Below are 19,017 nucleotides of genomic sequence, written 5' to 3'. Positions count from 1 at the left end.
ACAACGCAAAACGCGGCGCTCAGGCCATCTGGCTCTGCAGGTAGTTCGGCAGCGTCACCAGGCCGATCAGGCGCAGCTGCTGTTCCAGCCAATGGGCGTGATCCTGCTCGGTGTCATCGAGCATCGGCAGCAGGATGTCGCGCGTGACGTAGTCGCGTTCGCTCTCGCACAGCGCCATCACCTCGCGCAGGTGCTGCACGACACGCAGCTCGACGGCCAGGTCGCTCTGCAGGATCGACGGCACGTCGTGGCCGACGTCCAGTGCGCTGGGCGTCATGCGCGGCGTGCCGCCCAGCATCAGGATGCGGCGGATCAGCGCGTCGGCGTGCGCCGTCTCGTCTTCCATCTCGTGGCCGATGCGGTCGGCCAGCTTGGTGAGGCCCCATTCCGACAGCATGCGCGAATGGATGAAGTACTGGTCGCGGGCGGCAAGCTCGTCGACCAGCAGCGCGTTCAGCGCGTCGAGGATGGCGGGGTGGCCTTGCATCGGCTTGTCTCCTGGCGGGGCAATTCGCGCAAATCGTACGCCGGCGACGCGGTCTTTGCTCGCGCCGGTTTTGCGGGTTCGCCGCGACGCGCGGGCCGCGCCGGCGCGCGACACTGGGCGCCCGGACCGCCGTCCGCCGCCTTCGCGAGGTCCCGATGCCGCACGATCCGGCCGACGACGCCGTGAGCGAGACGCTGGCCTTCATCCGCGCACACAGCTCGATCCGCTTCATCGCGCTGCCCTTCTTCCTGGGCGCGATCGCGGCGCTGGCCAAGGTCTATTACGACGCCGAACCGCCGCCGTCGCCGACGCTGCTGGCGGCCACCGGGCTGGGCCTGAGCGTCGTCGCCGGCACGATCGAGGTCGTGCTGTCGCGCAACCTGATCGCCTGGTGGCGGGCGTTGGACCAGCATTTCGTCACCGCGCCGCACTGGCGAATGGTGCGTGCGCACCGCGCACCCGGCGCGCTGACGGCCGCGCGCTGGACGCTGTTCCTGCCCTACGTCGCGGCCTTCGTCTTCTGGCTGGTGCAGTTGGTCGGCTGCGTCGCGCCGGCCGGGCGCGGCGGCGCGGTGCTGGTGTTCGCGCTGCTGCTGGCGCTGCTGCTGTGTTCGGGTGCGGCCGCCGTCTGGCGCCGCGCCGCTCAGGAGCCGCTTTCGGGCACGTAGACGATGGCGCCGTCCTTCATCCGGTAGGCGACGCCGGCCTTCTCGCCGTCGCCGCTGCCGATCGCGCCGCTGGCCTTGTAGCGTTCGATCTTCTCGCCCTTCTTGACGACCATCTCCATGCTCGGTTTGCCCGGGTCGGTGATGACGGTGACGTCGCGCTTGGAGAACGGGTTCATCAGCGGGTTCTGCGCCACCGTGATCAGCAGCGCGGCGATGACGACGAGGAAGATGTCGATCAGGTTGACGACCGAGAGGATGGGGTCGTCGTCCTGCGGTTCGTGCAGCAGCTTCATGCCACCGCCTTGCCGCGTGCGGTGGCGATCTCGACCAGTTCCTCGGCCAGCCAGCGCCGGCGCACGTTGACGACCCAGAAGGTGATCGACGCCGCGATCAGCGCCAGGATCACCGCCGAGAACGCGACGGTGAGGTTCTGCGACACCTGCGCCAGGTTGCCGTCGGACAGCGACTTCAGCGCCGGGCCCATCGGGATCATCGTCGCGACCAGCCCCAGCATCGGCGTCACGCGGCTGGCGATGCGCTGCGTCTCCAGCATCCGGTGCGCGTGCAGGTCCAGCGCGTCGTCGCTCAGGCCGCCGGCGGCGCGGTCGGCGGCCAGCAGCGGCCGGCCGCCGCCGCGCCGGCGTTGCCAGGCGAGCGTGGCGAACTCGCCCAGCGCCCAGAAGGCGTAGAGGAAGAGCAGCGCGATCAGCGCCAGCGTCGGCAGCAGGAAGAGCTGCGCGACGTCGTACATGGTCGATTCGAGTGCGTGGTTCATGGCGTGTGGGCTGCCTTCAGGTGGCGAACGAAAGAGAGGAACGGGAGCGCCGGCCGCGCAGCGCGCCGCCGGCCAGCGCCAGCGCGATGGCGGCCAGCGCCAGCGCGGCGCGCGAGGCCTCGGCCGGCGGCGGGGCGACACGTTCGAGCAGCAGGCCCTCGACCGGGGGCCGTGCCGCAGCGGGCTCGGGGGGAACGGCGGCCGCTTCGGCGGGCTTGGCCGGTGCGGGCGCCGGCGCGGCCGGCTGCGGCGCGAGGCCGTAGCCGACGAAGGCGGCGAACGCGGCGCTGTCGGGCCGGACGTCGTGGCGCTGGGCCAGTTCGCGCCAGCGTTGTTTCAGCTCGGCGACGCTCTCCGGCGCGGCCTTCCACTGGCCCAGGCGCGCGGCTTCGAGCATTCGTTCGATGACCTGCGCCATCGCCTGCGGGTTGCGGCTTTCGAACCAGCGGCGGATGCCGAGCTGGTGCTTGTCGCGCACGTAGACGTCCATGAACTCCTGCCACTGGTCGTCGCGCACGATCTCGCGCGCCACGCTCTGCCAGCCGGCGAAGTTGTTGATGCCGTCGAGCACCTGCAGCGTGCCGGCGTAGCCCTCGGCCATCAGGCCGCTGATGTGGCCGGGGTGGAAGTTGCGCGTCGCCAGCTCCTTGGCGAGGAACTCGGCGGCACCTTCGACCCGCCCCGCGCCCGGCCCGCGCAGGTTGCTGATCCAGAGCTCGGGCGCCTTGCCGTCGAGGTGGCGCACGGCCAGCGACAGCCCGCCCAGGTACTGGAACGGGTCGTCGGTGGTCAGCATGCCGTAGAGGTTGGAGCTGCGCGCCAGCACCGCGCCTTCGGTGCCCTTCAGGTGCTCGGCGTAGAGATTTCCCTTGGCGCCGGCCTGGCCCCATTCGCCTTCGTCGGGCCCGTAGGCGTACTGCATGCGCGACAGGTACAGCGTCGCCAGCTTGCGGTCGCCTTCGGCCTGGGTCTTCCAGGTGTCGGTGGCCAGCGCCGCATCGTCCAGGCCGCTGCCGTAACGACCCGACTCGGACGAGAAGACGCGCGTCTGCCCGGCGCGTTCGGCGGCCGCCGCGTCCAGGCCGCGTGCACGCAGCCCGGCGGCGATGCGGCGCGCGTTGGCCGCCACCGGGTTGTCGGCTTCGTCGGCCTGGGACGCGAGCCTGGCCGCCTTGGCAAGCTGGCGCATCACGTTGGGGAAGTGGTCGCGGTACAGCCCGGTGGCCGACAGCACGACGTCGATGCGCGGCCGGCCCAGCGCGGCGCGCGGCACCAGCCTGACGTCGGAAACCCGCCCGCCGGCGTCCCAGACCGGCTCGACGCCCAGCGCCCACAGCGCCTGCGCTTCGAGCAGGCCCTGGTGGCGCATCGTCTCCACCGACCACAGCGTGAACGCCAGCTTGGCCGGCGTGCGGCCGGTCTTGGCTCGGTGCGCGGCGGCCAGCTGCTCCAGCGCCTGCTTGCCGGCGTCCCAGGCGGCCTTGGTCGGCACGCGCGAGGGGTCGAAGCCGTAGAGGTTGCGCCCGGTCGGCAGCGAGTCGGGGTTCTTGATCGGGTCGCCGCCGTAGCTGGTCGGCCGGTAACGCCCGGCGAGTGCGTCCAGCAGCCCGGCGAGTTCGCCTTCGGCGCCCAGGTCGGCATACCAGCGCCGGCCGCGTTCGAGCGCTTCGCGCAGCGAGGGCGGCAGCGCCGCGGTGTCGGCGCCTTCGACGATGAACTCGTGCAAACGGCGGTAGGTGGCGGTCTCGGTGAGTTTTCGCCAGTCGCCGACCAGCACCTCGTCGGCCTCTTCGCCCGGCGCGGCCAGCGCGACGAGGGTCTCGCGGCCCAGCATCTCCATCACCGTCGCCAGGCGCCAGCGCTCCTCGGGCGGCCGGCCGAAGGTATGCAGGCCGACCGGCTGCACGGTCAGCGCCAGTTCGTGCAGATGGTCGTGCAGCGCGCTGATGAAACCGGGGAAGTCGGCCTCCACGCGCGCTTCGCTCCAGCCCATGTCGGCGGCGATGCGTTCGCGCTTCACGCCGTCGGTGATCTGGCGCCGCAGCGCGTCGCGCACCTGGCCTTCGCCTTGCGCCAGCCACTGGTGCAGCGCGTCGTGCAGCGCGGTCAGCGCGTCGTGCAGCCCGGCCGGCGCCAGCGCCGGCGTCTGGTGCGAGACGACGACGGCACGCCCGCGGCGCTTGGTCTGCAGCGCCTCGCCGATGTTGTCGACGATGTACGGGTAGACCACCGGCACGTCGCCGACGGCGAGCAGCGCGTCGTCGAAGACCGACAGCCCGCGCTCCTTGCCCGGCAGCCACTCCTGCGTGCCGTGCGTGCCGAAGTGCACCAGCGCGTCGGCGGCGAAGGCCTCGCGCGCCCAGAGGTAGACGGCGTAGTAGTGGTGCGAGGGCACGGCGCTGGTCGAGTGGTAGATGGCCTTCTCGCGGTCTTCCCCACGTTCACCGCGCGGCGGCTGCGGCAGCAGGCTGATGCCGCCCAGGCGCAGCCGCGGCACGACAAAACCGTCCTGGCCGCCGCGGCGCACGATCCAGGTGGACTTCTCGGGCGCACCCCAGCGTTCGTCGATGCGTGCGCCGACCTCGGCAGGCAGGCTCGCCAGCCAGGCGCGGTAGCGCGCAACCGGCAGCCAGTCGGCCAAGCCGTCGCGCAGCAATCGCTCCAGCACCTCGCGGTCGGCGGCCGGGCGGTAGGCAGGCTCCAGCAGGCGCTGCAGCGAGGCCGTCAGCACCGCCTCGTCCTGGGTCTCGGTGGTGTAGCCGGCCTGGCGCAGCGCCGCCAGCGTCGCCACCAGGCTGCGCGGCAGGTTCATGAACGAGGCCGACAGATTCTTCTCGCCCGGCGGGTAGTTCCAGAAGAACAGCGCGACGTGTTTGTCGGCCGCGGCCTTGCGCTGCAGCGCGACGAGCTTCATCGCCTTGGCGACGACGGCGTCGACCTGCGGCGCGATCGGCTCCAGGCGTTCGTCGGCGCCGCCGTTGGCCGAGGCGATCAGGATGTCGGTGATGCCGGCGGTCTCGGCCTGCGACAGGTAGAACGGCACGTCGTCGATGCGCACGCCCTGCGGGTCGGCGCGCCAGGCGGCGGTGTCGCCGCGGCGGTAGTTCATCGCCTGGATCACCGGCACGCCCAGGGCCTCGAACTCGGCGCGACGGGCGTCGGGGCTCAGCGTGATCTGGGTGTTGATCAGCACGTCGACCACCGGCCGGCCGTCGACGAGCGCGACACGGCGCACGGCGTCGGCGTCGAGCACCGGCGTGTAGAAGGCCAGCGGCACGGCGCCCTGCGCTTCCAGGCGCGAGATCAGCGTGTCCAGCAGCTCGGTCTCTTCGGCCGCGACGCTTTGCGGGTGGAAGACGATGCCGACGACCGGCGGCCGCTGGCCGTCGGCGGCCACGCCCTTCCACGCCAGGTAGTCGCGCGTCGATGCGGTCACCAGGCCGGGGTATTTCGGGTGGTAGATCCCGCTGGCCGGGAAGACGACCGGATCGGGGTGACCGCCCCAGGGCCGGCCGTCCAGCCAGTCGTCCAGCGTCTGGACGAAGTGGCGCAGGTTGGGCCCGGCGCCGTTGACGTAGTAGGCGTGCAGGCGTTTGGCCAGATCGGCCGGCACGCCCTGCGGGCGCGCCTCGGCGGTGGACAGCCAGACGTGGCGGCGGCGCTCCAGTGCCGGCAGCGCGGGCGCGAGTTTTTCGCGCATCCAGGCCTCGATGTGGGCGCGTGGTGCATCGAGCAGCACGAGGTCGGCGCCGTCCCAGAGCGTGGCGTCGATCGTCGTCAGCTTCTCGACGTAGCGGGCCTGCATGTCCAGCCCCAGCGGGCCGCCGGCGCGTGCCAGCGCCGCGAGCTTGGCCGGTGGCACCGGCGAGGTGGTGACGACGAGCACGCGCGCCGCCTGCGCCGGCAGCGCGAGCAGCAGCAGCAAGGCGGCGAGCACGACGGCCGCCGCCGCCAGCCGCCGGCGGGCGGCGGCGAGCGGGGCGGCGAGCTGGCAGGGCCGGCGCGAGGCCGGCGGGCTGGCGTCGCGGCGCATCAGAAGCGGTAGCGCACGCTGGCGTTGACGTTGCGGCCGGGCTGCGTGAACGCATCGACGGCGCGCGTGGTGGTCGTCAGCTCACGGGCGTCGGCCCACTGGATGTACTTCTTGTCGAACAGGTTGGTGACGCCGAAGACGAGTTCGGTGTCCGGCCGCACCAGCCACCACATCGACAGATCGGCGACGGCGAAGCCGCCGGGCACGTACTGCGTGCCGGCCGAGTCGACCGGCACGTAGCGCCCCTGGCGCTTCATCGCGGTGACGGCGAACTCGGTGCCGAAGTGGCCGACCTCACGCTTGACGGCGAGCACCAGCTTGTCGGGCTCGACACTCTCCAGCGCCTGTTCGACGCCGCCTTCGCGGCTGTCGCCGTGGGCGTGGGCATAACGCGCCGACAGCGTCCAGCCGGGGTGCACGGCCCAGTCCAGCGTCGCCTCGACACCGCGGATGTCGACGCGGTTCAGGTTGACGGCCTGCAGGATCAGCGGGTCCAGCACGGTGCCGGCACCGCCGACCTCGACACCGGCCTCGATGAAGTTCTTGTAGCGCGACTTGAACACCGTCGCAGTCCAGCGCAGCGCGCCGCTCTCGCCGCGCAGGCCGAACTCGGCGGTGTCGCTGGTCTCGGGCTTCAGATCGGGGTTGCCGATCGACATGTAGGGCGTGCTCGCGTTGAGGTTGGTGACGCCGCCGTTGACCTGCGACGGCGTCGGCGCGCGGAAACCGTGCGCCAGGTTGGCCACCGCGCGCAGCGCCGGCGAGAACTTCCAGACCAGGCCCAGCCGCGGCGAGAACTCGCTGCCCGACAGCGCCACCGGCGTGCTGGCGTTGTTGGCGCTGGCCAGCGGGTCGTTGCGCTCCGGGTCGAGCTTGAAGTGGTCCCAGCGCAGCGCCGGGATCAGCGCCAGCCGGCCGAGCGAGATCTCGTCCTGCACGAAGGCGCCGATCAGTCGGTAGTCGGTGTCGGGGAAGTTCTTCTTCTCGACGAACGGCGTCTGCGTGCTCGGAACGCCGTTCAGATGATTGCCGCCCTTGCTGATCGTCGTGACCTCGGTCGTCGACGCGTCCAGGCCCCAGACGATGCGCTGCGCGACCTCGGTGCCGAAGTTGGACTCGAACTGCAGGCTGCCGCCGACGGTCTTCTCGCCGTAGCGCGTGTCGCGGTCGCGGCTGTTCCAGTTCGTCGTGTTGGAGCGGGCCTCGTAGCCGAGCTGGCGGTTCTCGCTGTCCTGCAGGTAGAGCGTGCCGCTGGCGCGCTGGAACCAGGCGGCGCGCGGGTCGCTGAACTCGTAGCCGGCCTTCAGCAGCGTGCGCTGGATGCGTTCGGCGGCCTCGACGTCGGTCGTCGTCGGGTACATCGGGTCGCCGAACAGCGTGTAGATCTCGCTGTCGAGCCGGCGGCTCATGTGCTCGGCGCTGAACTTCAGCTTCTGGCGCGCGTCCAGGCGCTGCTCGAGCTTGGCGAGCAGGAAGTTCGAGCGTGTGTCCTGCGGGTTGGCCGTGGTGCGGGTGTTGTTCTTCGCGTCGTTGTCGCCGCGGTTGTCGACCTCGTGGCCACGGCGCAGGCTGGCCAGCAGCATCGCCTCGGTGCCGCCTTCGGTGCGCAGCGCGAAGGTCGGCACCGCGACCCAGGAGTCGTCGACGCTGCGGTAACCGAGCTTCAGCGACTCGGCATGCGTCTCGCCGTCGCGCAGCAGGTCCGACGGGTCCTTGGTGACGAAGCTCACCGCGCCGGCCAGGCCGTCCGAGCCATAGGATGCCGACGAGGGCCCGCGCAGCAGCTCCACGCGCTTGAAAGCCTCGACGTCGATGTAGTCGCCGCGGCCGGCGAAGAACGGGCCGTTGGAGTACAGCATCGGCAGGCGCACGCCGTCGACCTGCAGCATCACCTGGTTGCCTTCGAGGCCGCGGATGTTGATGCCCTCGTTGCCGCCGCGGCCGGTGTTGTAGAAGGCCGCCGAACTGCGGTTGGGCAGCGAACGCACCGCGACGCCGGCCTCCTGCTTCAGCAGGTCCTGGATGTCGTTGGCGCCGCGACGGTCGATCTCCTCGGCGGTGACGGCGCTGGCGGTGGCCGCGACCTCGTCTTCGTTGGCCTCGACACGCGTGGCCGAGACGACGACCTTGGGCAGCGGCGCCTGGGCGAGCAGCTCGCCGCGAGGGGCGGTCTGGGCCTGCGCCAGGCTGGCGGCGAGCGCCGCGGCGGCCAGGCTCAGCGGCTGAAGGACAAAACGGCGCGCACGGCGCGAACCCTGGGGCTGTGACATGGTGGTCTTTCTTGTGTCATGGCAACGGGCTGGCGGCCGGCGCCCGGAGGCGGGCGTGGTGGCTGGCGATCGGAGGAAGAGCAGGGAGACGGGGAAACGGGGACTCAGGTCCCGAAGCGGCCCTCGGCGCGCCAGGCGCCGCCGCCGAGCGCGCGGCGCAGCGCGACGAGCTGCTCGGCCTGGCGGCGGTTCTCGCGCACCAGCTCGAGCCGGGTGCGCAGGTCGGGCGTCTCGACGTGCAGCAGGCGCAGCTCGTCGCGCAGCTGGGCGATCTCGGTGTCACGCCGGATCAGCAACGCACGCAGGCGCATCGCGTCGGCCTCGGCAGCGTCGGCGCGGTGCTGCAGCGCGTGCAGCGCGGCGCCGGTTTCGGCACGCGCCAGCGCGTGCACGGCAGCGGTTCGCGGCAGCGGCGTGTTCATGCCTGCAGCTCCGCGTCGAGCTGGGCGACGAGGCGGCGCCAGCCGCAGCGCTCGCGGCGCGGGCCGGCGTCGTCGCCCAGGCGGGCGATCGGCGCGCCGGCGGCGTCCAGCAGCAGCAGCGTCTGGCGCAGCCCGGCCCGCGACGGACAGGCCAGCAGCCAGGCCTCGGCCACCGCGTCCTCGCGAAGATGCAGGCGCACGCCGCCGGCTTCGGCCTCGGTCCAGCCGCGGGCCTGGCGCACGGCGCGCCAGTCGCCGCCGCAGGCGCCGGCGCCGGGCACCTCGACGGCCAGCCCCACGCCCTGCTGGGCCGCGGCGGCCAGCAGCTCGTGCGCGCTGGTCGGCGCGACACGGCGCGCGAAGTCGGGGCCGGCCAGGCGGCAGGCCTCGGCCGGCGCCAGCGCGAAGCGCGCCAGCAGCCGCTCGAAGCCGTCGGGGCCGCGCATCGCGCTCCAAACCTGGCGCAGCGTCGCGGCGTCGGCGGGCACGGGCGCGGCGGCACGCACAGCGCGCACGCGCCGCGCCACCAGCGGCCGCGGTGCCGGCTCGAAACAGGCGCAGGCCTCGACGAGGTCGAACCAGGCGGCCACGCCGCCGGCGTCCAGCGGCGTCAGCTCGGCCAGGCTGTCGCCGGCGGCGTCGAAGAACTGCAGGCTGCGCAACACGCCGCCGTCGGCGCCGCGCTGCTCGAGCGCGAAGGCGTGCGCCCAGCGCTCGGGCGCCTGGGCCGCGCCCTGGCGCTCGACGCGGCAGGCCCGGTGGCCCGCCACGGTGCGGGTGGGCCCGAACCGCGCCAGCGCGGCGGCGATGTCGCGCCGGCGCACGCGCAGCCGGCGCGCGGCCAGCGGCGACTCGGCCCGGTCGAAGCAGCCGGCGTGGGCGGCGACGAGTTCGGCCTCCCGCACGCCCAGCGCGGCGGCCGCGTCGCAGCGCTGCAGCGCGGCGCCGGCGGCGCTGGCGCCGCCCAGCGAACCGAAGACGCGGCGCAGCGCGGGGGCGCGCACGCCCGACGGCGGCAGCGTCAGGCCCTGGAGGACCCGGGGAACGGAGGACATCGTGTGCACGGAACGCTCCTGGACATCGGGGCGCACGTGCTGGCGGATCGCTGGCTGGTGCTGCGGTGGAAAGACGGCGCGGACTACTTGGTCAGGATCAGCTTGCCCATCGAGGTGATGCGCATGCGGTAGACGGCCTCGCCATGCTGGATCTCGATCTCCTCGGCGCCGGCGAACAGTTCGGCGCTGGTCCAGCGCGGGCGGCGGGCCGCGGCGCAGGAGGCGGCGGCACGCAGCGGCGGCTGGGCGGCCGGCGGCCGGGGGTCACGAGAATCGGGTTGCATCGGGGGTGTCCTGTGTCCGAAGCCGCACTCTAATGCGAACCATTCTCATTAACAAGCCCCTGAGGCCGTGTCGATGGCCCGGACACCACGCCGCAGCCGGCACGAAGCCCTTTTGAGCGGCCGCCGCGGGCTCGGAGCCGCGGCGAACCGTTACAACATCGCCTGCCGCCGACCGTTCCCCGTCCCGATGCCCCGTTTCCCGCTCGACGCCCCTGCCCGCCTGCCGCTGTCGGCGATGCTCGAACAGCTCGCCCGCGACGACTCGCGTGAACGTGTCGCCGTCGGCGACCTGCTGGCCGCGCTGGGCGACCGCGCGCTGGCGGCGCTGCTGTTCGTATTCGCCTTCCCGAACGTGCTGCCGACGCCGCCGGGCACCTCGGCGATCCTGGGGGCGCCGCTGATCTTCCTCGCCGCGCAGCTGGCCTTCGGCCTGAAGCCGTGGCTGCCCCGGGTGATCGCGTCGCGCTCGATGGCGCGTGCCGACTTCGAGCGCCTGATCACGCGCGTGTCGCCATGGCTGGCGCGCGCCGAACGCCTGCTGAAGCCGCGCTGGAGCACGCTGGCGGCGCCGCCGATGGAGTACCTGATCGGCCTCGTCTGCCTGCTGCTGTCGTGCGTGCTGGTGCTGCCGGTGCCGCTGGGCAACATGCTGCCGGCGCTGGCGGTGAGCCTGTTCGCGCTCGGCGTGCTCGAACGCGATGGCGTCTGGGTCATCGCCGGCGCGGTGGCGGCGGTCGTCGCCGCGGTCGTCGTCTCCGGCGTCGTCTGGGCGATGGTCAAGGGCGCCGTCTACTTCGCCACCCAGGTGCTGGGCCTGGGCGGCTGAGCCGGCGCCGACTCAGGGCGCCGGCGGCGGCCCGTCGCGCAGTTCGCGGCGCAGGATCTTGCCGATGTTGGTGCGCGGCAGCGGCTGCTCGCGGAACTCGATCTGGCGCGGCATCTTGTAGCCGGTGAGGTGCTGGCGGCAGTGCGCCAGCAGCTCGCGCTCGGTCAGCTCGGGGTCGTGGCGCACGACGAAGACCTTGACCGCCTCGCCCGAACGTTCGTCGGGCACGCCCACCGCGCCGGCTTCCTGCACCCCGGGGTGCATCGTCAGCACGTCCTCGACCTCGTTCGGGAAGACCTTGAAGCCCGAGACGACGATCATGTCCTTCTTGCGGTCGGTGATGCGGATGTTGCCCTGCTCGTCCATCGTGCCCATGTCGCCGGTGCGCAGCCAGCCGTCGGCGGTCAGCACCTCGGCGGTCTCCTCGGGCCGCTGCCAGTAGCCGCGCATGATCTGCGGGCCGCGCAGGCGGATCTCGCCGACGCTCCCGGGCGCCAGCGCGCGGCCCTCGTCGTCGGCGATGACGACATCGGTGCTCGGGATCGGCATGCCGATCGTGCCGCTCCACTCGTGCACGTCGACCGGGTTGGCGATCGCCACCGGCGAGGCCTCGGTCAGGCCGTAACCCTCGACCAGCGGCACCCGGGCGCGTTCGCGCCAGCGCTGGGCGACGACGTGCTGCACCGCCATGCCGCCGGCCACCGCGAGCTTCAGCCCGCCGAGGTCGACCCGGGCGAAGCCCGGTGCGTCGAGCAGCGCGCGGTACAGCGTGTTGACGCCGACGATGCCGGTGAACGGCACCGTCTGCAGCGTCTTCAGCATCTCGCCCATGTCGCGCGGGTTCGGGATCAGCACCAGCTTGGAGCCCTTGCGCAGGAAGACGAAGGACGCCATCAGCGCGAACACGTGGTACATCGGCAGCGGCAGCACGACGGTCTCGCGGCCGTCCTGCATGTCGCGCGCCAGCCAGGCCGTCACCTGCAGCACGTTGGCCAGCACGTTGCCGTGGGTCAGCATCGCGCCCTTGGCGACGCCGGTGGTGCCGCCGGTGTACTGCAGGAAGGCCAGGTCGTCGTGGCCCAGCGTGACCGGCGACAGCGCGCGGCGGCGCCCGGCGGCCAGCGCCTGGTTGAAGCCGACGGCACCCGGCAGCCGCCACGGCGGCACCATCTTCTTCACGTGGCGCACGACGGCGTTGACGACGTGGCCCTTGAAGCCGAGCAGGTCGCCGGCGCCGGTGGTGACGATGGCGCGCAGCCGCGTCGCCGCGACCACCTGCTCCAGCTTGGACGCGAAGTTCTCCAGCACCACGATGGCCGCGGCGCCCGAGTCCTGCAGCTGGTGCTCCAGCTCGCGCGGCGTGTACAGCGGGTTGACGTTGACGACGACCAGCCCCGCGCGCAGCACGCCCAGCAGCGCCACCGGGTACTGCATCAGGTTGGGCATCATCAGCGCGACACGTTCGCCGCGCACCAGGCCGGCGCCGTGCTGCAGCCAGGCGGCGAAGGCGAGGCTCGCCTCGTCGAGCTGGCGGTAGCTCATCGTGCGGCCCATCGACCACAAGGCGGGCTGATCGGCGAAGCGGGTGCAGGCGTCGGCGAGCGCGTCGACCAGCGACGCGTGGCAGCCGACGTCGATTTCCGGCGGAATGCCGTCCGGATAGTGGGCGAGCCAGGGCTTGAACATGAGGCCGGCGATGGTCGCACAGCGCGTGCATGCCGGGTTCGCCCGGCGATGACGGAGCATGAGCGAAGTCAAATCGCCGCACCGCTTCGGGGCATCGGCTGTCACACGGCGTTCACGGCGCTGCCATCCGCCAGGCCCAGCATGGGGGCTCCTGGAGGCGAAACGATGCTGATCTTCGTGAACACCGAGTGCCTGACGCGCCTGGCCGACGCCGAGGATGCGCAAGGCGGGCTGCCCGGTTTCGAGGCCGTGCTGCAGGCCTGGCCGCAGCTGCGGGTGGTGCTGGCCGACGAGCGCCGCCACTGGACGACGATCGACCGCCTGCGTGCACCGTTCAGCGCGCCGCTGCACGGCCGCATCCTCGGCACGACGCCGATCTACGGCGCGCTGGCGCAGTCGCGCCCGGGGCGCGAGGACGAGATTCTCGACTGGCTGCGCCAGGCCGACGCCGAGGACGCCGACTGGCTGGCGGTGGACGACCGTGCCGACGAGTTCCACGCCCACGCCCACCGGCTGCTGGCCTGCCGCCGCTTCGGCACCGCCGAGGCCGCCGAGCTGCACGGCCGGCTGCACCGGCGCTCGCTGCGCCGCGAGGCCGTGGTGCGCGTGCTGCCGCCGCCGCCGCGGCGCACGCTGCCGCTGGGCGCCTGAGCCCGGCCCATGCCCCGGACGCTGCGCGAGCGCCGCCGGGCGGCGGACAATGCGCGGCTTCACGAGGATTTGCGCATGGACCAAGAATTCCTGGACGGCATCGCCGAGCAGTTCGCCGACATCCCGATGGACGAGCTGATCAGCGGCCCGCTGATCGCCGACTGCGACCCCGCGCTGAAGGCCGCGCTGGCGCAGGCGCGCTACATCCGTTTCGCCGGCTTCGCGCTCGACGCCGACGGCGGCCTGCCGCAGGTGAAGTTCGAGTGGCAGCGCGCCGACGCCACCGCGCCCGAGATCCTGCAGGTGCCGCTGCCCGGCACGACGCCCGACGACCTGAGCGACACGCTGGCCCGCGAGGGCGGCGGCAGCCTCTGAGCGCCATGGCCACGACGAGCCGCGCCCGGGCCGGGGACGAGGCGCGTGTCGAGCGCCGGCTCGAAGACCTCGAGGTCAAGCTCGCCTTCACCGAGGACCTGCTGGAGAAGCTCGACGCCGTCGTCGTGCGCCAGCAGCAGCAGATCGACCTGCTGACTCGCGAGCTGCTCGAGCTGAAGCGCCAGGGCGCGGCCGCCGAGCCGGCGACCTGGCGCAGCCTGCGCGAGGAACTGCCGCCGCACTACTGAGCGGCGGCCTCCCGGCGGCGCACCAGCCGCACGGCGTTGGGCAGGTTGCGGTCGTCGAGCACCTCGTCGCCGCTGCGGAAGTCCACGGCCCAGGCGTCGTAGTCGTTGCCCGGCTCGGTGTCGGCGCTCCAGAACCACAGCGGCGGTGTCGCCGGGAAGACGCGGCCGTCGATCGCCGGGTCCACGCAGTGGCCGTCGACCAGCGTGCGCAGCTCGGCGCGTGTCGGCAGCCGCCAGTCGTGGCGGCCCTGCCAGCCCTCGCGCGCCAGGCGTGCGACCAGATCCTGGGCCTGCATCGCGCTCAGTCGGCGCGGCGCGCCGTCGCTGCAGTCATCGCCGGTCTGGCCCCAAGGGCAGCGCTGCCACTGCAGGCCACGCGCCGGGTCGTCGACCAGCGCCGGCGAGACGACGACGAACGCCGGCGGCGGGCGCGGGCCGTCGCGGCAGATCGGCGCCGCGCCGGCGGCGGCCGCCAGCAGCAGCGCGGCGGCAAGCATCAGCGCTCCAGCGCCGCCTTCACGACGCGGAAGACGTCGGTGTTGTCGACGTAGCGGCCGTCGTCGTTGTGGCCGGTGACCTCGGCGAAACGCGGGTCGCGGCCACGCTGGTGGGCGGCGAACCGCTCCGCGCCGGCACCCCGCGCCCACAGCCGCACCAGTTCGTTGGTGTGGTTGTCGCTCCAGAAACGCGGCGCCGGGCGCGCGCCGGCGCCGCCGTTGGGCACCGGCTGGAAGGCGACGCGGTCGGACTGCGGCCCCATCGGCATCGCGTTGCCGTGGTCGGTGGTGACGATCAGCAGGTTCTGCTGCCAGCCGCCGTGGGCGGCGATCCAGGCTTCGACGACGGCCAGCGCGGCGTTGAACTCGGTCTGCTCTTCGACCAGACGGCCGGCCTGGTTGGCGTGCGCCGCCCAGTCGACGGCGCCGCCCTCGATCATCAGGAACAGGCCGTCGGGGTCGCGCTCCAGATGGCGCAGCGCGGCGCCGGCCATCGTCGCCAGGTCGGGCACGGTGGCGATGCGGCGCACGCCGCTGGGCTGCGCCGGGTCGGCGCCGAGCACTTCTTCCTCGCGCGCCTGCTGCAGCGTCCAGCGCACCCGCGGGATGCCGACCAGCGGGCCGTCGACACGGCGCTGGCCGGCGGCCAGGCGCTCGAACTCGGCGCGGTCCTCGACCAGCGTCCACGGCCGCTCGGCACCCGCCGGGCGCAGCGTGCCGGCGCGCAGCTCGCGCCACTCGGCTTCGGCGAGCACGTCCCAGCGTTTGGCACAGGCCGTGCGCGCGGCGCAGTCGGCGGCCGACAGGCCGAGCACGCTGGCGCCGTTGCCGTCGTGCTCGGGGTGGCCGGCGCCCATGATCAGGTCGAGGTTGCCGTCGCGCAGCATGTCGCGCGCGAGCTCCGTCATGCGGCTGCGGCTGGCGTTGCGCGCGCCGAAGGCCGCCGGCGTCGCGTGCGCCAGCGGCACCGAGGTGACGACGCCGGTGGCCTTGCCGGCGCCACGCGCGATGCGTGTCGCGAAGTCCAGCGGCTGGCCGAAGTTGTCGACGTTGATCGCGTTGTTGTAGGTCTTGGTGCCCGAGGCCAGCGCGGTGCCGGCGGCGGCCGAGTCGGTGTACTGGCGCTTCAGGTACTGGTAGCCGGCGATCGCGGTGGCGTAGGCGTCGCCCGGCACCGGCGCCGCCGGGCTCGGGTCCCAGGCGCGCGCCGGGTCGTAGCTCACCTGCGGCGTCGCGTCGTGCGTCGGTTTGGTCGAGGTGTTCAGCGGGAAGGTCGTGACGCCCCAGCGCTCGGTCAGCAACTGGTACTCGGGCAGATCGTTGGCGCGGGCGCCGGCGCGGAAGTGAGCCGCCATCTCCCAGGTGTTCCAGCTGGCGCCGTCGCTGATCATCACGATGACGTTCTTCGGCTTGGCAGGCGCCGGCGCGGACGGCGCGGCGGCACAGGCCGACAGCAGCGCGGCGGCGGCCAGGGCAGCGAACACGGTGCGGCGCGGCGGGACGGCGGGGGGAGTCGGGCGGCGGGTCATCGGCGGAGGCTCGGAGTTCGCGGGAGCCGCGAGCCTAGCCCATGCCCGTGTCGCGAGCCTTGATATTGCGACAGCAATATCATTAAGGCCCTGCTCCCCGCCTCCCTCCATGGAACGCAACACCCGCCAGCGCTCCGCGATCCGCGACGCGATCGCCGAAGCCGCGCGCCCGCTGCTGCCGCAGGAGGTGCTGGAGCGCGCGCAGCGCACGGCGCCCGGGCTGGGCATCGCCACCGTCTACCGCAACCTGAAGGCGCTGGTCGACGAGGGCCTGCTGCGCACCGTGACGCTGCCCGGCGAGGTGCCGCGCTACGAGGCCGCCGAGCACCGCCACCACCACCATTTCCAGTGCACGCGCTGCCAGCGTGTCTTCGACGTGCATGCCTGCCCCGGCGACCTGTCGCGCCTGGCGCCGCCGGGCTTCAGCGTCGAGGACCACGAGCTGACGCTGTACGGCTGCTGCCGCGACTGCGCCCTGCCGCCCGCGGCACCGAACTGAGACCGGAGAACACGATGCTGATGGCAGGGGCGCTGACCCGGCTGGCCGGCGCGGCGCTGATCGTCGCCGTGCTGTGGGCGGCCGTCGCGTGGGCGCTGTCATGAGCCCTCGGGACTTGTCCGGGGCTCGTTCCCGCCTGGCGGGACCGGCCGACGGGCCGAAGGGTGCTCCAGTGACCGCCGCCGTGCGCCTGCACGACCTGACGGTCGCCTGGCGCGGCCACCCCGCGGTGCACCACCTGAGCGGCCAGTTCGCCGCCGCCAGCGCCACCGCGATCGTCGGCCCCAACGGCGCCGGCAAGAGCAGCCTGATGGCGGTGCTCGGCGGCACGCTGCGGCGCTACCAGGGCCGTGTCGAGCGCGACCCGGCGCTGCGGGTGGCCTACCTGCCGCAGGCCGGCGAGATCGACCGCTCGTTCCCGGTGCGGGTGCAGGAGTTCGTCGCGATGGGGCTGTGGCAGCGCATCGGCTGCTTCGGCGTCGTCGGCGCGGCGATGCGCCGCCAGGTGCACGAGGCGCTGCACGCCGTGGGCCTCGAAGGTTTCGACGACCGGCCGATCGGCGAACTGTCGGTGGGCCAGATGCAGCGTGTGCTGTTCGCTCGCCTGGTGGTCCAGGACGCGGCGCTGATCCTGCTCGACGAACCCTTCAACGCGCTGGACGAACGCACCACCACCGACCTGCTGGCGCTGCTGGAACGCTGGAAGGCCGAGGGCCGCACGCTGATCGCCGTGCTGCACGACCTGGAGCAGGTGCGTGCGCATTTCGAGCACACGCTGCTCTTGGCACGCGAGAAGGTCGCCTGGGGCCCGACGGCCGAGGTGCTGTGCGACGAGCACCTGGGCGCCGCGCGCCGCATGGCCGAGGCCTGGGACGCGCATGCGCCGCGCTGCGCCGCGGAGGCCACGCCGTGATCGAGCTGCTGCAACCCTTCGTCGAGTTCGGCTTCATGCGCCGCGCGCTGGTCGCGACGCTCGCGCTGTCGCTGGGCGCGGCGCCGATCGGCTGCCTGCTGGTGCTGCGCCGCATGAGCCTGGCCGGCGACGCGCTCGCCCACGCGGTGCTGCCGGGCGCGGCGGTGGCCTACCTGATCGCCGGGCTGTCGTTCCCGGCGATGAGCGCCGGCGGCTTCGTCGCCGCGCTGATCGTCGCGCTGGCCGCCGGCTTCGTCACGCGCCACACGCCGCAGCGCGAGGACGCGAGCTTCGCCGCCTTCTACCTGATCGCGCTGGCGCTGGGCGTGCTGCTGGTGTCCTGGCGCGGCAGCCAGGTCGACCTGATGCACCTGCTGTTCGGCAGCGTGCTCGCCGCCGACGACGCGGCGCTGCTGCAGACCGCCGGCGTTGCCAGCCTGACGCTGTTCGCGCTGGCGCTGGCCTGGCGCCCGCTGGTGCTGGAAAGCTGCGACCCGGGCTTCCTGCGCAGCGTCGGCGGCCCCGGCGCCACCGTGCACGCGCTGCTGCTGGTGCTGCTGGTGGCCAACCTCGTCAGCGCCTTCCAGGCCCTGGGCACGCTGATGGCCGTCGGTCTGATGATGCTGCCGGCTGCCGCGGCGCGTTTCTGGGCCGCCGGGCTGGCGGCGATGTGCACCGTGGCCGCGGCGATCGGCGCCGCGTCGGGTGCGATCGGCCTGCTCTGGAGCTACCACGCCGAGCTGCCGTCGGGTCCGTGCATCGTGCTCGTCTGCGGCCTGGCCTATCTCGGTTCGGTGCTGCTCGGCCGCCGCGACGGCGTGCTCGTGCGGCGTTTCCAGGCCGCCCACCATCTGCAACGCTGAGACCATGACCCCCCTGCCCCGCCGTTCGCTGCTCGCCGCCGCACTGGCCTGCGCCGCCGCCCCCGTCTTCGCCCAGGCGCCGCGTGGCGGGCGCATCGTCGCCAGCTTCTCGATCCTCGCCGACCTGGTGCGCGAGGTCGCGCCGCTGGACTTCGAGGTCGGCTCGCTGGTCGGCGCCGACGCCGACGCCCACGCCTGGGAGCCGCGCCCGGGCGACGTGCGCAAGCTCGCCGGCGCCGACCTCGTCGTCGTCAACGGCCTGGGTTTCGAAGGCTGGATGACGCGGCTGGTGAAGAACTCGGGTTACCGCGGCGAGATCGTCGTCGCCAGCGCCGGCATCACGCCGCGCCACGCGGCGCACGACGACCACGACCACGACCATGGTCATGGCCACGACCACGGCGACGCCGACCCGCACGCCTGGCAGGACCTGGCCCACGCACAGCGTTACGTGGCGACGATCGCCGCCGCGCTGGCGCGGCGCTGGCCGCAGCGCCGCGCCGAGTTCGAGGCACGCGCCGCGGCCTACGGCGAGCGGCTGGCGGTGCTGGACACGCGGCTGCGCCGCCTCGTCGACACGGTGCCGCGCGAGCAGCGCCGCGTCATCACCTCGCACGACGCCTTCGGCTACCTGGGCGCGGCCTACGGCATCGAGTTTCTCGCGCCGCAGGGTTGGACGACGCACAGCGAGCCCTCGGCGGCGGCCGTCGGCCGGCTGGTGCGCCAGATCCGCCAGCAGAAGGTGCGCGCGGTGTTCGTCGAGAACATCAGCGACCCGCGGCTGGTCGAGCGCATCGCGCGCGAGACCGGCGCGCGCCTCGGCGGCCGACTCTATTCGGACGCGCTGTCGGCGCCGGGCGGCCCGGCGGCGAGCTTCGTCGCGCTCTACGAGTACAACGTGCGCGCGCTGGTCGCCGGCATGAGCGGCGCCTGAGG

The 19,017-nt window shown here is 73.1% G+C and carries 20 protein-coding genes; 9 read left to right on the top strand and 11 right to left on the bottom strand.

Annotated features, from left to right (window positions below; genetic code table 11):
• Positions 1-19: 19 nt before the first annotated feature.
• Positions 20-487 (bottom strand): bacterioferritin, encoded by a 468-nt coding sequence (gene bfr / locus LOC65_RS16710; RefSeq protein WP_230248343.1) that lies wholly within the window; start codon positions 485-487, stop codon positions 20-22.
• Between the two features lie 155 nt (positions 488-642).
• Here bfr and LOC65_RS16705 point away from each other — a divergent pair, with 155 nt between their 5' ends.
• A complete protein-coding gene (locus tag LOC65_RS16705; protein WP_230248342.1) occupies positions 643-1,155 on the top strand; it encodes a hypothetical protein in 513 nt (170 codons plus the stop codon).
• Here the strand turns inward: LOC65_RS16705 and LOC65_RS16700 are convergent.
• The 7 genes from LOC65_RS16700 to LOC65_RS16670 form a co-directional block, all read right to left on the bottom strand.
• Positions 1,131-1,448, bottom strand: coding sequence for a DUF2149 domain-containing protein (locus LOC65_RS16700; protein ID WP_230248341.1), 318 nt, complete (start codon positions 1,446-1,448; stop codon positions 1,131-1,133). The genes LOC65_RS16705 and LOC65_RS16700 overlap by 25 nt on opposite strands.
• The gene (locus LOC65_RS16695) at positions 1,445-1,930 is read right to left on the bottom strand and encodes a MotA/TolQ/ExbB proton channel family protein (RefSeq protein ID WP_230248340.1); all 486 of its coding nucleotides are present in this window, start codon (positions 1,928-1,930) and stop codon (positions 1,445-1,447) included. The genes LOC65_RS16700 and LOC65_RS16695 overlap by 4 nt, the downstream gene beginning before the upstream one ends.
• A 16-nt stretch (positions 1,931-1,946) precedes the next feature.
• The gene (cobN, locus tag LOC65_RS16690; protein WP_230248339.1) at positions 1,947-5,963 is read right to left on the bottom strand and encodes a cobaltochelatase subunit CobN; all 4,017 of its coding nucleotides are present in this window, start codon (positions 5,961-5,963) and stop codon (positions 1,947-1,949) included.
• Positions 5,963-8,233: a TonB-dependent hemoglobin/transferrin/lactoferrin family receptor gene (locus LOC65_RS16685; protein ID WP_230248338.1), complete on the bottom strand. Its 2,271-nt coding sequence runs from the start codon at positions 8,231-8,233 to the stop codon at positions 5,963-5,965. Before LOC65_RS16685 ends, cobN begins: the two co-directional genes overlap by 1 nt.
• A gap of 104 nt (positions 8,234-8,337) precedes the next feature.
• Positions 8,338-8,655, bottom strand: coding sequence for a hypothetical protein (locus LOC65_RS16680; RefSeq protein ID WP_230248337.1), 318 nt, complete (start codon positions 8,653-8,655; stop codon positions 8,338-8,340).
• Positions 8,652-9,710, bottom strand: coding sequence for a ChuX/HutX family heme-like substrate-binding protein (locus LOC65_RS16675; RefSeq protein WP_230248336.1), 1,059 nt, complete (start codon positions 9,708-9,710; stop codon positions 8,652-8,654). The genes LOC65_RS16680 and LOC65_RS16675 overlap by 4 nt, the downstream gene beginning before the upstream one ends.
• An 83-nt stretch (positions 9,711-9,793) precedes the next feature.
• Positions 9,794-9,994, bottom strand: coding sequence for a hemin uptake protein HemP (locus LOC65_RS16670; protein ID WP_009857022.1), 201 nt, complete (start codon positions 9,992-9,994; stop codon positions 9,794-9,796).
• Between the two features lie 187 nt (positions 9,995-10,181).
• Here LOC65_RS16670 and LOC65_RS16665 point away from each other — a divergent pair, with 187 nt between their 5' ends.
• Positions 10,182-10,820: an exopolysaccharide biosynthesis protein gene (locus LOC65_RS16665; protein WP_037290853.1), complete on the top strand. Its 639-nt coding sequence runs from the start codon at positions 10,182-10,184 to the stop codon at positions 10,818-10,820.
• 12 nt (positions 10,821-10,832) lie between these two features.
• Here the strand turns inward: LOC65_RS16665 and LOC65_RS16660 are convergent, their stop codons facing one another.
• Positions 10,833-12,506 (bottom strand): AMP-binding protein, encoded by a 1,674-nt coding sequence (locus LOC65_RS16660; protein ID WP_230248335.1) that lies wholly within the window; start codon positions 12,504-12,506, stop codon positions 10,833-10,835.
• A gap of 165 nt (positions 12,507-12,671) precedes the next feature.
• Between LOC65_RS16660 and LOC65_RS16655 the strand changes: the two genes are divergently transcribed.
• The 3 genes from LOC65_RS16655 (at position 12,672) to LOC65_RS16645 (ending at position 13,780) form a co-directional block, all read left to right on the top strand.
• Complete coding sequence (locus LOC65_RS16655; protein ID WP_009857025.1) at positions 12,672-13,157, top strand: HAD domain-containing protein; 486 nt, start codon at positions 12,672-12,674, stop codon at positions 13,155-13,157.
• Between the two features lie 75 nt (positions 13,158-13,232).
• A complete protein-coding gene (locus LOC65_RS16650) occupies positions 13,233-13,532 on the top strand; it encodes a hypothetical protein (RefSeq protein WP_230248334.1) in 300 nt (99 codons plus the stop codon).
• A gap of 5 nt (positions 13,533-13,537) precedes the next feature.
• Positions 13,538-13,780: a SlyX family protein gene (locus LOC65_RS16645; protein ID WP_009857027.1), complete on the top strand. Its 243-nt coding sequence runs from the start codon at positions 13,538-13,540 to the stop codon at positions 13,778-13,780.
• Here LOC65_RS16645 and LOC65_RS16640 read toward each other — a convergent pair.
• Together LOC65_RS16640 and LOC65_RS16635 are read right to left on the bottom strand one after the other, a co-directional pair.
• A complete protein-coding gene (locus LOC65_RS16640) occupies positions 13,774-14,277 on the bottom strand; it encodes a DUF1566 domain-containing protein (RefSeq protein ID WP_009857028.1) in 504 nt (167 codons plus the stop codon). The two genes, LOC65_RS16645 and LOC65_RS16640, sit on opposite strands and share 7 nt — an antisense overlap.
• Positions 14,277-15,761, bottom strand: a complete 1,485-nt coding sequence (locus LOC65_RS16635) for an alkaline phosphatase (RefSeq protein WP_230248333.1) — start codon at positions 15,759-15,761, stop codon at positions 14,277-14,279. Before LOC65_RS16635 ends, LOC65_RS16640 begins: the two co-directional genes overlap by 1 nt.
• A gap of 154 nt (positions 15,762-15,915) precedes the next feature.
• Here LOC65_RS16635 and LOC65_RS16630 point away from each other — a divergent pair, with 154 nt between their 5' ends.
• From LOC65_RS16630 to LOC65_RS16615, 4 genes are all read left to right on the top strand, one after another.
• Entirely contained in the window at positions 15,916-16,305 is a 390-nt protein-coding gene (locus LOC65_RS16630) for a Fur family transcriptional regulator (protein WP_230248332.1), read from the top strand.
• A 172-nt stretch (positions 16,306-16,477) separates the two neighbouring features.
• Positions 16,478-17,218 carry a metal ABC transporter ATP-binding protein gene (locus LOC65_RS16625; protein WP_230248331.1) on the top strand — a complete coding sequence of 247 codons (741 nt, stop codon included), beginning with the start codon at positions 16,478-16,480 and terminating at the stop codon, positions 17,216-17,218.
• A gap of 35 nt (positions 17,219-17,253) precedes the next feature.
• The gene (locus tag LOC65_RS16620; protein WP_230248747.1) at positions 17,254-18,081 is read left to right on the top strand and encodes a metal ABC transporter permease; all 828 of its coding nucleotides are present in this window, start codon (positions 17,254-17,256) and stop codon (positions 18,079-18,081) included.
• 4 nt (positions 18,082-18,085) lie between these two features.
• Positions 18,086-19,015: a metal ABC transporter solute-binding protein, Zn/Mn family gene (locus LOC65_RS16615; protein WP_230248330.1), complete on the top strand. Its 930-nt coding sequence runs from the start codon at positions 18,086-18,088 to the stop codon at positions 19,013-19,015.
• Positions 19,016-19,017 lie beyond the last annotated feature (2 nt).

Origin of the sequence: Rubrivivax sp. JA1055, from assembly GCF_020966565.1 — a bacterium.
GTDB lineage: Bacteria > Pseudomonadota > Gammaproteobacteria > Burkholderiales > Burkholderiaceae_C > Rubrivivax > Rubrivivax benzoatilyticus.
Note: the sequence above shows the minus strand (reverse complement) of the source record. Positions and strands in the feature narration are given on the sequence as shown.